Genomic DNA, 13,689 nt, shown 5'->3' on the forward strand with positions numbered 1-13,689 from the left:
GACCCAGTATCCCAGAGCTTTCGTTGATCCGTCGTGCGCCCACGACCAACTCTCTGCGATACTGGGTCCCCCGCATGCGCGGGGGACGACGAAGATTGGTTTCAGGTGCGATTCGTGAGGTTGCGCCTCACTCCTCCTTGAAGCCGTATTCGGCGTGGTTGCCGGTGGCGCCGTAGTATTTGTACGGCAGGAACTTGCCCGACATCGAGATCTTGACGCGATCGCCCTTCGGATTCGGCAGCCGTTCCATCACCATGTCGAAGTCGATCGCCGACATGATGCCGTCGCCGAATTCCTCTTCGATCAGCGCCTTCCACGCCGGGCCGTTGATCATCACCAGTTCGTAGAACCGATAGATCAGCGGATCGGTCGGCGGCATGGTGAGCCCCTCGCCGCGCATCGGCACCTCGTTGAGCATCGCGGTCTCGGCCGCCGACAGCCCGAACAGCTCGGCCGCCTTCGCCGCCTGCGGCTTGGTCAGCTTCATCTGGCCGAGGATCGCGCCGACCACCAGCACTTCCGAATGGCCGCCGATGGTTTCGCAGATGTACTTCCAGGTCCAGCCCTTCTCGCGCTTGATGTCGAGAAGCTTCTCGGTCAGGTCGGCTCGCTTCATGGTCGGTCTCCTTGTGAGGTGGGGGATTGTGGATGAAAAGGATCAGCGGGCGTTGGCCTGCAGCGACACCGGGGCTACGTCGGCGACGCCGGGGCACACGACCGGCACCTGCAGCGGATCGTGATGCGGGTTGGTGCTGGTGAAGGTCTTGCTGCGCGTCACCAGGAAGTCGACGATGTGATTGCGTAGCCCGTAGTAGTAAGGATGCCGGTGCAGATCGATTCTAGCGCGATCCTTCGGCAGCGGGTTCTCGACGATCTCGGCGATCACCGCGCCCGGGCCGTTGGTCATCAGATAGATCTTGTCGGCCAGATACATCGCCTCGTCGACGTCGTGGGTGATCATGAAGGTGGTCTGCCCGGTCTCCAGGCAGATGCGCCGCACCTCGTCCTGCAGCGACCCGCGGGTCAGCGCGTCGAGCGCCGAAAACGGCTCGTCCATCAGCATGATCTTCGGGGTGATCGACAGCGCCCTGGCGATGCCGACGCGCTGCTTCATGCCGCCGGACAGTTCCGACGGCCGCTTGTGCTCAGAGCCGGTGAGCCCGACCAGGTCGATGAAGCGCTGGGCGTGGGCGCGGATCTTGGCCTTGTCCCAGCCGCGCCATTTCGATGACACCGCATAGGCGACGTTGCCCATCACCGTGCGCCACGGCAGCAGCGCGTGGCTCTGGAAGATCACCGCGCGGTCGAGGCTGGTGCCTTCGATCGCCTGGCCGTCGACGATCACCGCGCCTTCGGTCGGCTGGTCCAGCCCGGCGAGGATGTTGAGCACGGTGGTCTTGCCGCAGCCTGAGTGGCCGATCACGCAGCCGAACTCGCCGCGCGGCAACGACAGCCACAGGTTCTTGAAGATCGTGGTCTGTCCGCCGCCCGCGGCCGGGTAGCGCTTGGCGATCGCTTCGACCGAAATGAACTTGTCGTTCGTCATCGCGCTCACTCCGGAAACGTGACCATGCGGGTGAACCGCGCCAGCACCTGATCGAGCAGCATGCCGACCAGCCCGATCATCAGGATTGCGATGATCACGTTGACGATCGACAGGTTGTTCCACTCGTTCCAGACGAAGTAACCGATGCCGGTGCCGCCGACCAGCATCTCGGCGGCGACGATCACCAGCCAGGCGATGCCGATCGAGATCCGCATGCCGGTGAGGATGGTCGGCGCAGCGGCGGGCAGGATCACCGTGAAGGCGCGGCGAACCGTGCCGACTTCCAGCGTGCGGGCGACGTTGATCCACTCCTTGCGCACCGAGGCGACGCCGAACGCGGTGTTGAGCAGCATCGGCCACACCGAGCAGATGAAGATCACAAACACCGCCGACAGGCTAGAGTCCTTGATGGTGTAGAGCGCCAGCGGCATCCAGGCGAGCGGCGAGATCGGCTTCAGCACCTGGATGAAGGGGTCGAGCGCCTTGTTCATCAGCGGCGACATCCCGATCAGGAATCCGAGCGGGATCGCGACCGCCACCGCCAGCAGATAGCCGATCATCACCCGCGCGATCGAGTAACCGAGCTGGATGCCGAGGCCCTTGTCGTTGGGGCCGTTGTCGTAGAACGGGTGCTTGATGTGCTCCCACAGCTTGGAGCCGACGTCGAACGGCCCCGGCATCGCCGATTTGCCCTGGGTCGCGGTCGCGCCCATCAGCGCCGCGTATTCCGGACTCATCTTGGCGACCTCGCCGCTGCCGCGCGTCGCCAGATGCCATGCGGCGATGAAGCCGCAGAACAACAGGATTGATACCACCGCAGCACGGAGGCGAAGGGATTTTGTCATGACGTCCACCGATCCACTCTGGTCCGGAGTTGCGGTGCCGAGCATCCGGCACCGCGGCTTCCGAATTCTCCGCAAGCGAGCGGCGTGCTCCGGCGTCTCCGGAGCACGCCGGAAGGCTCCACTACGACGCCTTCTTGATCTTGAAGCTGGCGAGATACTCTTCGGGATTCGACCCGTCGAACGACTTGCCCATCACCGAGAACGACCGCGTCGTCTTCTCCGGCGGGATCAGCCCGGCTTCCTTCATCAGCTTGGCGGTGTCGGTCGCCAGATAGACCTGCTCGGCGATGGTCTTGTAGTCGATGTCGCCCTTGACCTGGCCCCAGCGCTTCATCTGGGTCATGATCCAGACCGCGAACGACTGCCACGGGAACGGATCGAAATCGATCCGGTTCGGCTGCTTGACGACGTTGCCGAGGCCGTCGGCGTAGGTGCCGGTCAGGATCTGCTCGAGCACGATCGCCGGCTGGTTGAGGTAGTTGGCGGGCGCGATCGCCTGGGCGATCTCCTTGCGGTTCTCCGGCTTGTGGGCGTAGGCGGTCGCCTCGATGATCGACTTCAGCAGCGCGCCATAGGTGTTCGGCATCGTGGTGACGAATTCCTTCGACGCCGCGAACGCGCAGCACGGATGGCCTTCCCAGATCTCCTTGGTCAGGATGTGAATGAAGCCGACGCCGTCATACACCGCGCGCTGGTTCATTGGGTCGGGCGCGAGATAGCCGTCGATGTTGTCCGCGCGTAGATTGGCGACCATCTCCGGCGGCGGCACGGCGCGGATCTGGACGTCGACGTCGGGATCGATGCCGTGCTCGGCCAGATAGTAGCGCAGCAGATAGTTGTGCATCGAATAGTCGAACGGGACGGCGAACTTGAAACCCTTCCAGTCCTTCGGATTGCGGCGATCCTTGTGCTTCATCGCCAGGGTGATGGCCTGGCCGTTGATGTTCTCCACCGCCGGCATGGTGTACGGGATCGGATTGGAGCCGACGCCCATGGTGATCGCCAGCGGCATCGGCGACAGCATGTGGGCGGCGTCGTATTCCTTGTTGAGCGTCTTGTCTCGGATCACCGCCCAGCCGGCGGTCTTGATCACTTCGACGTTGAGACCATACTTGGCGTAAAAGCCCATCGGATGCGCCATGATGATCGGCGTGGCGCAGGTGATCGGAATGAAGCCGACCTTGAGGTCGGTCTTCTCCAGCGGGCCGCCCGACGCGAACACTTCGGTGGCGGTCTGCAGCGGGAAAAACTGCGAGATCGCGGCGAGCGCAGTGGCCGCCCCCACCGACTTCAGAAAGGAGCGCCGCGACGCATCCTGCGGAAACATCGCCCGCATCACCGCCGAGGCGACGACGCCTTCAAACCGCTTGTCTTCACCCTGCGTCACTGCGAGCTGCAGCGACGCCTGCTCGGCGGCATGCTCGGCTTCGGTAGCATGACGGCCACAACTACAACCCGTGGTATGCAGCCGGCGATTAGGATCGAACGGATTGTCGAACGTTGACATGGGACCTCCTGCGGTGACTCGAGGTCATGCTCGCAAGGACCGTGCCAGTCTGTCCGAGTCGCCGGGGATGCGACGTCATCGACAGTTCGCGCCGATTGTTGGACACGAGATTTCGTAATATACGGTTTTTCGTAGTCGAGTTACGAGATCTCGGAGCGCGGATGGACCTCTCACTGCCGACCCAGGCGCTCGCCACGGTCGACTCGTCGCTTCGCGCGGCGGTGTTCGACGGCGCGATCGAGGCCGTGCTGCTGGTCGACCCGACACTGGACCAGATCGTCGATGCCAATCACGCGGCCTGCGACCTGCTCGGCCACGGCTACGACTCCCTGCTGCAGATCAAGTTCAGCGCGCTGCACGGCTCGCAACTGCCGGCGCTGGTGGTGTTCAACCAGGCGGTATTCGCCAAGGGGACCTACTGGAGCCATGCCCTCACTCCGATCCACGCCGGGGGCACGCAGCTTCGGCTCGAATATGCCGGCAAGCGCCTGTCCCATCATGGCCGGTCGCTGCTGCTGCTGACGATGAGCGATCTCGAGCAGCGCCGGCGGCGCTACGTCGACGCCGTCGCCGACGACTACATGCGCGACGGGCTGCCGGCGTGGCAGCGGATCGAACGGGTGTTTCAGGACATCGAACGCGAGAACCAGCTCATCCTGCGTGCCGCCGGCGAAGGCATCTACGGGGTCAATGCCGAGGGCAAGACCACCTTCGTCAATCCGGCCGCAGAACTCATTCTCGGCTGGACGGCTGATGAATTGGTCGGCACGGAGATGCACGCGATGGTGCATCACAGCCACCATGACGGCCGGCACTATCCTGGCCAGGCGTGCCCGATCTACGCCGCATTCCGCGACGGCGCGGTGCACACCGTCGACGGCGAGGTGTTCTGGCGCAAGGACGGCAAGCCGGTCTGGGTCGAATACACCTCGACGCCGATCCACGACCGCAGCGGCGTGGTGGTCGGCGCGGTGGTGGTGTTCCGCGACGTCAGCCAGCGGCACGAAGCGGACGAGAAGCTGCACGCCGCGCTCGCCGAAGTCGACCGTCTGCGCGAACGGCTGCAGCTCGAAAACGATTACCTGCAGGAGGAAATCCGAACCGAGACCAATCCGCGCGGCATCATCGGCCAGAGCGAAGCGATCCAGACCACGCTGCGCCAGGTCAAGCTGGTGGCGCCGACCGCCGCGACCGTGCTGATCACCGGCGAATCCGGCACCGGCAAGGAACTGATTGCGCGCGCGATCCACGAGGCCAGCACCCGGCGCGACCGGCCGCTGATCCGGGTCAACTGCGCCGCGATCCCGCGCGAGTTGTTCGAGAGCGAGTTCTTCGGCCACGCCCGCGGCGCCTTCACCGGCGCGGTCCGCGACCGCATCGGCCGGTTCGAGCTCGCCGACGGCGGCACGCTGTTCCTCGACGAGGTCGGCGAAATCCCGCTGGAGCTGCAGAGCAAACTGCTGCGCGTGCTGCAGGAAGGCAATTTCGAACGCGTCGGCGAAGAGCGCACCCGCAAGGTCGACGTCCGCCTGATCGCGGCGACCAATCGCGACCTGAAGCGCGAGGTGCAGCGCGGCCGCTTCCGCGAAGATTTGTACTTCCGGCTCAGCGTGTTTCCGATCGAGTCGGTGCCGCTGCGCGATCGCCGCGAGGACATTCCGCTGCTGGCGCAGCATTTCCTCGTCAACGAGGCGCGCGAACTGAAGACGGAACTCAGGTTGTCGCATGGCGACGTCCGCCGGCTGATGCGCTACGATTGGCCGGGCAACGTCCGCGAGCTGCAGAACGTGATCGAACGCGCCACCATCCTGGCGCAGAACGGCCGGCTCCGCTTCGACCTGCCGGAATCAGTAAGCGGACACGCTGCGGCGAGCACCGGCCGTCAAAAACCGGACGCTCAGCCTGCGGTGATGACCGCATCGGACTTGCGCAGCCTCGAACGCGCCAACATCGTTGCTGCGCTGCGCGCCTGCAAAGGCAAGGTGTTCGGCGACGATGGCGCGGCGGCGATGCTCGACATGAAGCCGACCACGCTGGCGTCGCGGATCAAGGCGCTGGGCATTAGCTCGCCGCGCAGCCAGGGGTGAGCGGCCAGTGCTGACCAGAGGCGCGCAGGAGCGCCGGTCTTACGACTCGTCGCCGTCCGCCTTGCGCAGCAGATAGATGTCCATCACCCAGCCCTTGGCGGCGCGCACCTGCCGGCGGACACGCTGGATTTCGGGCGCGACCTCCGGGAGCCTGCCCGCGATCAGCACTTCGTCGTCCATGCCGAGATTGGCGGCCCAGAAGATCTCGGCGCCAGCGGCGTCGATCCTGGCGAAGGTCTCCTCGCCGTCGAGCATCACAACCGTAGTCTCGCCGAACCAACGCCCGGCGGCGGCGAGCTTGCGTCCGGTGGTGACGGTGACGGGCTCCCCGATGCCGTTGAGCGCGATACCGTGACGCGCCGTCAGCGCCTGCACCGCCGTGATGCCGGGAACGATCTCGTAGTCGATCGCGATGCCGCGCGCACGCAGCCGGTCGAGAATGCGGATCGTGCTGTCGTACAGCGACGGATCGCCCCACACTAGAAACGCGCCGCAGCCGCCGTCCGGCAGTTGGTCGATCATCGCCTGCTGAAACCGGTCGGCGATCTGGGCGTGCCAGTCGTCCACCGTGGCGCGATAATCCTGCGGCTGCGCCTCGCGTTTGGGAATGTCGATGGTGACGAAGCGATAGCCCGGCGCCGTGATGAAGCGCTCGCAGATCTGCTCGCGCGCCAGGCGCAGTTCGGCCTTTTCGTCGCCCTTGTCGGGAATGAAGAACACCGTGGCGCGGTTCAGCGCCTCGACGGCCTGAAGGGTCAGGTAGTTCGGACCTCCCGGCCCGATCCCGATCAACAAAATCTTCCGCATCGTCGTCCTGTTCCGGCGCTATCGCCGCCTCACCGCGCCAGCGCCAGCAAGGCATCGAGATCGAGATTGCTTTCGCAATGATCGGCCAGCGCGTCCAGCGTCTCCTCGACCCGGCGCTCGAAATCGAGGCCGGAGGACGCGGCGCCGATCTGCCCGAGCCACGTGGAGCGGAACGCGTCGCCGCCGAAGATGCCGTGCAGATAGCCGCCGCTGACGCGGCCGTCCGCCGAGATCGCGCCTTCGGCCCGCTCGGCACCGCCTTCCTCGAGCCTCAGCCACGGCCGCGCCAATCCTGCGCCGGTGGTGCGGCCCATATGCATCTCGTAACCGACGACGCGGCATCCGCTGATCCGGTCGACCGCATCGATCTCGATCAGGCGCTTGTCGCCGGAGATTTCGGTTTCGATGTCGAGCAGCCCGAGCCCGGCGGTTTCGCCGGCAGGCCCTTCGATGCCTTGGGGATCGCGCACCACCTTGCCGAGCATCTGGAAGCCGGCGCACAGCCCGACGACGCGGCCGCCGCGGCGGACGTGGGCGTGGATGTCGATGTCCCAGCCCTCGCGCCGGATCAGGTCGAGTTCGGTGCGGGTCGCTTTCGAGCCCGGCAGCACCACGACATCGACATCCGCCGGAATCGGCGAGCCCGGCTGGATCCACTGCAGGTCGATGTCGGGCTCAGCCACCAGAGGATCGAGGTCGTCGAAATTGGCGACGCGCTGCAGCCGCGGCACCGCGATCTTCAGCCGACCGCGGCTCGCCGCCGCGGCGCGCTCCAGCGCCAGCGAGTCTTCCGCCGGCAGCCGGTCGGCGCCGGGAAACCAGCGCAGCACGCCGAGGAACGGCCAGCCGGTCTGCTCGGTGATGGTGCGGCAGCCCGGCTCGAACAGCGAGAAGTCGCCGCGGAATTTGTTGATCAGATAGCCGACGACGCGGGCACGATCGCCCTCGTTGAGCAGCACATAGCTGCCGACCAGCGCCGCCATCGTGCCACCGCGGTCGATGTCCGACAGGAACACGACCGGCAGGTCGGCCGCCTCGGCGAACCGCATATTGGTGATGTCGGAGGCGCGCAAGTACACCTCGGCGCCGCTGCCGGCGCCTTCGACCAGCACCAGATCGGCTTCGGCGGTGAGCCGCTCGAAGCTGTCGACCACCGCCGGGATCAGCCGTTGCCGCATGTGGTGATAGATCCGTGCCGGGCAGTTGCCGAGCACGCGGCCGCGCAGCACCACCTGGGCGCCGATCTCCGACTGCGGCTTCAGCAGCACCGGGTTCATGTGGATCGACGGCGCCACGCGGCAGGCGCGCGCCTGCAGCGCCTGGGCGCGGCCGATCTCGCCGCGGATTAGTTCGCCGTCGGCACCGGCCGGCAGATCGGAGTCGGAGGCGACCGCGGCGTTGTTGCTCATGTTCTGCGCCTTGAATGGACGCACCACCAGCCCGCGCCGGGTGAAGGCACGGCACAGCCCGGCGACCACCATGCTCTTGCCGACATCCGAACTGGTGCCCTGAATCATCAGCGAACGGGCGCGCCGCGGACCGGAGGCGGTACGCGGGGTGAACTGGATCCGGGAGATGAGCTCCTCGACATGGGCGTCGGTCATGAAACCACTCGATGGCATGGAGTTGGAGGGAAGCAGCGCAGGCATCCGCGCCTACGGTCGGAACTGATCGGCTGCTGCGGCATCATTCAGCCATGGCCGGCCATCGCGACGACGCCGAGCAACAGGCCGATCTGGATCATCTGTTCGGTGGCGCCGAGCACGTCGCCGCGATAGCCGCCGATCAGCCGCAGCGCGATCCACGGCGCCGCCAGACCGAACACGCCCGCGACCAGCAGCCCGACGATCGCCGCCGGTGGATCGAGCGTGACCAGCCACAGCGCGCCCAGCACGCTGAAAGCCGCGAGCCCAAACCAGCCCGCGGTGCTGATCGTACGCGTCGGATAGCTGAGCTTGCCGGTGGCGGCGTCGCCGGCATAAGGCAGCGCCGACATCGCCGCGACGATGCCGGTCCGCCCCAGACTATAGCCGGCGACCAAAGTGGCCACGGCGAGCCACGGCGGCAGGCTCGCCAGCGCCGCAACCCGGATCGCAAAACTGAGCACCAGCGCCACCGCGCCGTAAAGGCCGAGGCGGCTGTCCTTGATCAGCGCCAGCCGCTGCTCGCGGGTGCGGCCGCCGAACAGGCCGTCCGCGGTATCGGCGATGCCGTCTTCGTGTAGCGCGCCGGTGAGTGCCGTCCCCGCAGCGACGGCCATCATCGCCGGCACCACGCCCGACCAGATCAGCGAGCCGGCGAGCAGCACACCGCCGCAGACCAAGCCGATCGCTGCGCCGACCAACGGAAAGTACTTCGATGCGCTCAGCAGCCAGTCGTCGTCGAATTGCGCGGTGCGCGGCGTCGGCACCAACGTCATGAACTGCACGGCGTTGAGAAGGGATTGGAACTGCCGGCTCACGCGTAGGGTCCGATCCGGCCCGCCAGCACGTCCGAGAGTGCGGCGAGATCGTTGAGAATGCCGGCGGCGGCACGCAGCAGCGGGACTGTCATCAGCGCGCCGGTGCCCTCGCCGAGCCGCAGGCCGAGGTCGAGATACGGCGACGCCTGCATCGCGTCGAGCAGCACCCGGTGGCCGCGCTCGGCCGAGCGATGCGAGAACACGCAGTAGTCGCGCGCGGCGGGCTGCAGCCGCACCGCCAGCAGCGCGGCCGCGCTGGCGATGAAGCCGTCGATCACCACCGGCCGCCGCGACGACGCGGCGCCGAGCACCGCGCCGGCCATCATCGCAATATCGAAGCCGCCGAATTCGGCAAGCACGTCGAGCGGCGCCGTCGGCTGTGCCCGCGCCGCGGCCTGCTCGACGATGGCGCGCTTGTGCGCCACGCCGGCGTCGTCCATTCCGGCGCCGCGACCGACGCAATCGACGATCGGCGACGATGTCAGCGCATGGGTGATCAGCGCCGCCGAGGTCGTATTGCCGATGCCCATCTCCCCGATCGCGACGATGTCGAGCCCGCCGGCGATATCCTCGCGCACCAGCTCGGCCGCCGCGGTGATCGCCTGCGCCGCCTCCTGGTGAGTCATCGCCGGCTCGTGGCGGGCGTTACGGGTGCCGCGCCGGATCTTGCGATCGATCAGCCTGGGGTGCGGCGGCATCTCGGCATCGATGCCGCCGTCGACGATACGCACCTCGGTCGCCGCCGCCTTGGCCAGAACGTTCACGCCCGCACAGTCGGCCAGATAGGCTTCCACCATCGCCCGCGTCACGCTCGCCGGATAGGGCGACACCCGATCGGCCGCGAAGCCGTGATCGCCGGCGAAGATGAACACCGCCGCACGCTCGGCGCGCGGCGGCGCCGGATGCCAGATCAGCCCGAGCTGCACGGCGAGATCTTCGAGCCGGCCGAGCGAGCCCGGCGGCTTGGCCTTGCCGTCGAGCCGGGCCCGCAGCTCAGGCTCATGGCTGTGATCGACCGCGGGGACGGCAATGATACGTGGATCGAGCAAGGGCGCGTGCATCGGAAGCTCGGGAACGGGATGCGCTGCCGCCGCGGCTGCGGGGCAGTGATGAGGCGGACGAACGACACACATCGCGGCGACAGCGAAGTCGCGCGGGCTCGTTCGGGCGACGACAGGGGTTCTCCGCAGCAGCGGAGGCACGCGTCAGGTCGGCAGTCGGTGCAGCATGTCCGTGTCCTTCTTCGACCCACCGTCGAATGGCAGTGTTGCGGACTTCGGCCGGTCTCCTGGCTCGCGGACATTGCCCCGGTCGCCTTCCCGAGCGGCTCTAGGATGCCGTTCTCAGTGGCGGTGTGACCGGAGACGATCCGCTTACAGTTGCGGGGGCAGCCGCGGATTTGGCGATTGCTCGCCGCACCGCATTCCCGTTTCACCCTTCGAACGAAGGGCACCGAAGCAGGCAGTACCACAGCACGCCGATGCCGCCGGCGCAAGATTGACAACGCCCCGGAGCCGCCCTCTAAGACGAAGGTCCACCACGCCGCGCTTCAGTTCAGCCGCTGCAAAGTGGCGCAGGCGCATCATCTCGACCGGATTGACCGCATCTTGCTGTGGGATGTGACGGTGATAGGCGGCGGCATCGCCGGTCTTTGCGCGGCGATCGCCGCGCGCCGCGGCGGCGCTGCGGTCCGCTTGCTCGAAGCGGCACCGCGAGCGCTGCGCGGCGGCAATGCGCGCCACGGTCGCAATTTTCGGCTGACGCACGAGACGCCGCTCGACTACGTGCCGGATCGCTACACGGCGGATGAGCTGCGCGCCGAGCTGCGTAGCGTGACCGGCGACGACACCGACCGGGCACTGACGGAACTGCTGATCGAACGCGCGCACAGCATCACCGGTTGGCTGGTCGCGCACGGCGTGCATCTGCAGCTGCCCGGCACCGGGGTGATGCCGTATTCCCGCCGCACCGCATTTCCGCTCGGCGGCGGCAAGGCGATGATCAACGCGCTGTACGCGACCGCCGACCGGCTCGGCATCGCGATCAGCTACGACAGCGAGGCACGATCGTTGCTGCGCAGCGAAGGCGGCGGCTGGACGGTCAGCGTACGTAGCGCCGGCGCCGACGACCAGATCCGCACGCGTAGCGTCGTGGTCTGCGCCGGTGGCGCCGGGGCCGACCCCGCCTGGTTGCGCGAAAACTTCGGCAGCGCCGCCGAGGGCTGGATGGTTCGCGGCACGCCTTATGCCGACGGCCGCCTGCTCGATCTGCTGATCGCGGCCGGCGGCTGTCCGATCGGCGATGCAGCCACCTGTCATGCCGTTCCGGTCGATGCGCGCGGCCCGCAGTTCGACGGCGGCATCGTCACCCGGATCACATCGATTCCGCTCGGCCTCGTGGTCGACCGATGCGGAGCGCGCATCGACGTCGCAGGCGCCGGAGTGCTGCCGACGCACTACGCTAAATGGGGACCGAGGATCGCCGCCTGCCCCGGCCAGATCGCTTATCTGGTGCTCGACGCCCGAAGTCTGGCGCGCGCCGCGCCGTCGGCGCTGGCACCGATCACCGCGCCGACAATCAGCGAACTGGCGGTCGCGCTCCAGCTCGATCCGGCCGCACTCCAAGCAAGCATCGACCACTTCAATGCCGCGCCGGCCAACGCCGCGCACGCCATCGCGGTGCCGCCATTCGCCGCCTATCCGATGCGGCCGGGTCTGACGTTCGTGCATTTCGGCATCAAGGTCGATGCCACGATGCGGGTCGTCCGTGCAGATGGAAGCCGTCACGATGATCTGTTCGCGGCCGGCATGATCATGGCGGCGAACGTGCTGCGCCGCGGCTATCTCGCCGGGCTCGGCATCACCCTGTCGGCGGTGTTCGGCCAGATCGCCGGCGAGGAGGCGGCGCGTCATGTCCGCGGCTGATCCGATGTCGGAGGCCGAACGCGTGCTGCGGATCTGCAGCGCCTGCATGTATTGCGACGGGCTCTGCCCGGTGTTTCCGGCGATCGACGGCAAGCACGGCTTCAGCCTGAGCGACGTCAGCTATCTGTCCAACCTGTGCCACAACTGCCAGGGCTGCTGGCACGATTGCCAGTACGCGCCGCCGCATCCGTTCGCCGTCAACCTGCCGGCGACGCTCGCCGGTCTGCGGCAGCGCTCCTACGCCGACCATCTGTGGCCGCCGGTGCTCGGGCGCGCCTTTCGTGCATCGTCGCTTGCGGTGCCCGCCACTGTCGCGCTCGCACTGCTGATCACGTTCGCGCTGGTGCTGAGTACCGGTTCGACGGCGATGCTGTTTGCGGCGGATGCGCGCGAAGGCGCGTTCTATCGCGTGCTGCCGTGGCCGGCGATGGCTGGCCTCGCCGGCGCGACGTTCGGCTGGGCCGTGATCGCGATCACGCTGGCGACCCTGCGATATTGGCGCACGGTTGCGCCGGGGGTGACGATCAGCGAGATCCTGCGCGCGCTGCCGGTTGCACTCTCCGACATCGTCACGCTGCGCCATCTCGGCGGCGGCGGCCCCGGCTGCCATGACGACAGCGAACGCCCGTCGCACCGGCGCAGGATCATGCACCATCTCACCGCCGGCGGCTTCGTGCTCAGCGGCCTCTCCACAATGGTCGCCGCGGCCTATCACCATCTGCTCGGCGTGGCGGCGCCCTACCCGGTTGGCAGCCTGCCGGTGATGCTTGGGCTCGTCGGCGGCGCGACGATGACTGTGGGCGCGGTCGGGCTGCTCGGACTGGAAGCGCGCGCCGATCGCGAGCCGAGCGATCGCGGCGAGACCCGACTGAACGTCGCGTTTCTCATATTGCTGGCCCTGGTCGGCGCCAGCGGGCTCGCGGTGCTCGGCTTCCGCAGCACGCCCGCGATGGGGCTGCTGCTCACCACCCATCTCGGACTGGTGTTCGGCCTGTTCGCCGCGCTGCCGTTCAGCAAGGCGCTGCACGCGCCGTTCCGCGCCGCGGCGCTGCTGCGCGCTGCGATCGACGGCGACCGCCGCGCGTCTGCGCGGAAACCGGACGCGGCCGGCGACGCGCGTTGATCAGGATCAAGCTTGCGCGAATTTGATCACCATTGGCGAGCGAATTGACGTTGTCGGGGTCGATTGACAGTTCGTCATTTCCGTCCCAAACATCGCGCGCCGACGGTGTCCTGTCCTCGGACAGGACGAAGAGGGAATATCGGAAGGTCGCTGCCTGCAGCGATCGAGCCGAAGCTGCCCCCGCAACTGTAAACGGCGAGCCGACGCGACACGCCACTGGATCACTTCCGGGAAGGCCGCGCCGGCGACGACCCGTGAGCCAGGAGACCTGCCGTCGCCTGCTATGTTGACGTCGTTTCGGGCGGGGTGCCCCGGGATGTCTTTCGGCGGCCCGGAGTGCAGGTCCGTTCGCCGGTTTTGAGCCATCGCTCGCGATGGTCAACCGACGA

General features: G+C 67.2%; 11 protein-coding genes and 2 riboswitches. Of the genes, 3 read left to right on the top strand and 8 right to left on the bottom strand.

The window, feature by feature from the left end:
- Window positions 1–127: 127 nt before the first annotated feature.
- From cynS to DWA33_RS11245, 4 genes are all read right to left on the bottom strand, one after another.
- A complete protein-coding gene (cynS, locus tag DWA33_RS11230) occupies window positions 128–616 on the bottom strand; it encodes a cyanase (protein WP_114358183.1) in 489 nt (162 codons plus the stop codon).
- A 42-nt stretch (window positions 617–658) separates the two neighbouring features.
- The gene (locus tag DWA33_RS11235) at window positions 659–1,546 is read right to left on the bottom strand and encodes an ABC transporter ATP-binding protein (protein WP_114358184.1); all 888 of its coding nucleotides are present in this window, start codon (window positions 1,544–1,546) and stop codon (window positions 659–661) included.
- Between the two features lie 5 nt (window positions 1,547–1,551).
- Window positions 1,552–2,391, bottom strand: coding sequence for a nitrate ABC transporter permease (gene ntrB, locus DWA33_RS11240; protein WP_114358185.1), 840 nt, complete (start codon window positions 2,389–2,391; stop codon window positions 1,552–1,554).
- 121 nt (window positions 2,392–2,512) lie between these two features.
- Window positions 2,513–3,898, bottom strand: a complete 1,386-nt coding sequence (locus tag DWA33_RS11245) for a CmpA/NrtA family ABC transporter substrate-binding protein (RefSeq protein WP_114358186.1) — start codon at window positions 3,896–3,898, stop codon at window positions 2,513–2,515.
- A gap of 161 nt (window positions 3,899–4,059) precedes the next feature.
- Here DWA33_RS11245 and DWA33_RS11250 point away from each other — a divergent pair, with 161 nt between their 5' ends.
- Entirely contained in the window at window positions 4,060–5,985 is a 1,926-nt protein-coding gene (locus tag DWA33_RS11250; protein WP_114358187.1) for a sigma 54-interacting transcriptional regulator, read from the top strand.
- Window positions 5,986–6,024: 39 nt separating this feature from the next.
- Here DWA33_RS11250 and cobF read toward each other — a convergent pair whose 3' ends face one another.
- The 4 genes from cobF to cobT all read right to left on the bottom strand — a co-directional run bounded on the left by cobF (window position 6,025) and on the right by cobT (window position 10,314).
- A complete protein-coding gene (gene cobF, locus DWA33_RS11255) occupies window positions 6,025–6,792 on the bottom strand; it encodes a precorrin-6A synthase (deacetylating) (RefSeq protein ID WP_114358188.1) in 768 nt (255 codons plus the stop codon).
- A gap of 29 nt (window positions 6,793–6,821) precedes the next feature.
- A complete protein-coding gene (locus tag DWA33_RS11260) occupies window positions 6,822–8,396 on the bottom strand; it encodes a cobyric acid synthase (RefSeq protein ID WP_114358189.1) in 1,575 nt (524 codons plus the stop codon).
- Between the two features lie 86 nt (window positions 8,397–8,482).
- On the bottom strand, window positions 8,483–9,253 hold the full coding sequence (locus tag DWA33_RS11265; protein WP_114358190.1) for an adenosylcobinamide-GDP ribazoletransferase: 771 nt from the start codon (window positions 9,251–9,253) through the stop codon (window positions 8,483–8,485).
- Window positions 9,250–10,314 carry a nicotinate-nucleotide--dimethylbenzimidazole phosphoribosyltransferase gene (gene cobT, locus DWA33_RS11270; protein WP_114358191.1) on the bottom strand — a complete coding sequence of 355 codons (1,065 nt, stop codon included), beginning with the start codon at window positions 10,312–10,314 and terminating at the stop codon, window positions 9,250–9,252. The genes DWA33_RS11265 and cobT overlap by 4 nt, the downstream gene beginning before the upstream one ends.
- A gap of 200 nt (window positions 10,315–10,514) precedes the next feature.
- A riboswitch (cobalamin riboswitch) is annotated at window positions 10,515–10,725 on the bottom strand.
- Window positions 10,726–10,749: 24 nt separating this feature from the next.
- On the opposite strand from cobT, the gene tcuA reads away from it, so the two are divergent.
- Together tcuA and tcuB are read left to right on the top strand one after the other, a co-directional pair.
- Window positions 10,750–12,177: an FAD-dependent tricarballylate dehydrogenase TcuA gene (gene tcuA, locus DWA33_RS11275; protein ID WP_114358287.1), complete on the top strand. Its 1,428-nt coding sequence runs from the start codon at window positions 10,750–10,752 to the stop codon at window positions 12,175–12,177.
- On the top strand, window positions 12,164–13,300 hold the full coding sequence (gene tcuB, locus DWA33_RS11280) for a tricarballylate utilization 4Fe-4S protein TcuB (protein ID WP_114358192.1): 1,137 nt from the start codon (window positions 12,164–12,166) through the stop codon (window positions 13,298–13,300). Before tcuA ends, tcuB begins: the two co-directional genes overlap by 14 nt.
- 86 nt (window positions 13,301–13,386) lie before the next feature.
- A riboswitch (cobalamin riboswitch) is annotated at window positions 13,387–13,590 on the top strand.
- The last annotated feature ends 99 nt before the right edge of the window (window positions 13,591–13,689 follow it).

Source organism: Rhodopseudomonas pentothenatexigens (genome assembly GCF_900218015.1).
GTDB lineage: Bacteria > Pseudomonadota > Alphaproteobacteria > Rhizobiales > Xanthobacteraceae > Rhodopseudomonas > Rhodopseudomonas pentothenatexigens.

What these genes read in the sequence shown, in the direction of transcription:
- cynS (WP_114358183.1), bottom strand. Translation starts at nt 616, where the DNA reads ATGAAGCGAGCCGACCTGACCGAGAAGCTTCTCGACATCAAGCGCGAG.
- DWA33_RS11235 (WP_114358184.1), bottom strand. Translation starts at nt 1,546, where the DNA reads ATGACGAACGACAAGTTCATTTCGGTCGAAGCGATCGCCAAGCGCTAC.
- ntrB (WP_114358185.1), bottom strand. Translation starts at nt 2,391, where the DNA reads ATGACAAAATCCCTTCGCCTCCGTGCTGCGGTGGTATCAATCCTGTTG.
- DWA33_RS11245 (WP_114358186.1), bottom strand. Translation starts at nt 3,898, where the DNA reads ATGTCAACGTTCGACAATCCGTTCGATCCTAATCGCCGGCTGCATACC.
- DWA33_RS11250 (WP_114358187.1), top strand. Translation starts at nt 4,060, where the DNA reads ATGGACCTCTCACTGCCGACCCAGGCGCTCGCCACGGTCGACTCGTCG.
- cobF (WP_114358188.1), bottom strand. Translation starts at nt 6,792, where the DNA reads ATGCGGAAGATTTTGTTGATCGGGATCGGGCCGGGAGGTCCGAACTAC.
- DWA33_RS11260 (WP_114358189.1), bottom strand. Translation starts at nt 8,396, where the DNA reads ATGACCGACGCCCATGTCGAGGAGCTCATCTCCCGGATCCAGTTCACC.
- cobT (WP_114358191.1), bottom strand. Translation starts at nt 10,314, where the DNA reads ATGCACGCGCCCTTGCTCGATCCACGTATCATTGCCGTCCCCGCGGTC.
- tcuB (WP_114358192.1), top strand. Translation starts at nt 12,164, where the DNA reads ATGTCCGCGGCTGATCCGATGTCGGAGGCCGAACGCGTGCTGCGGATC.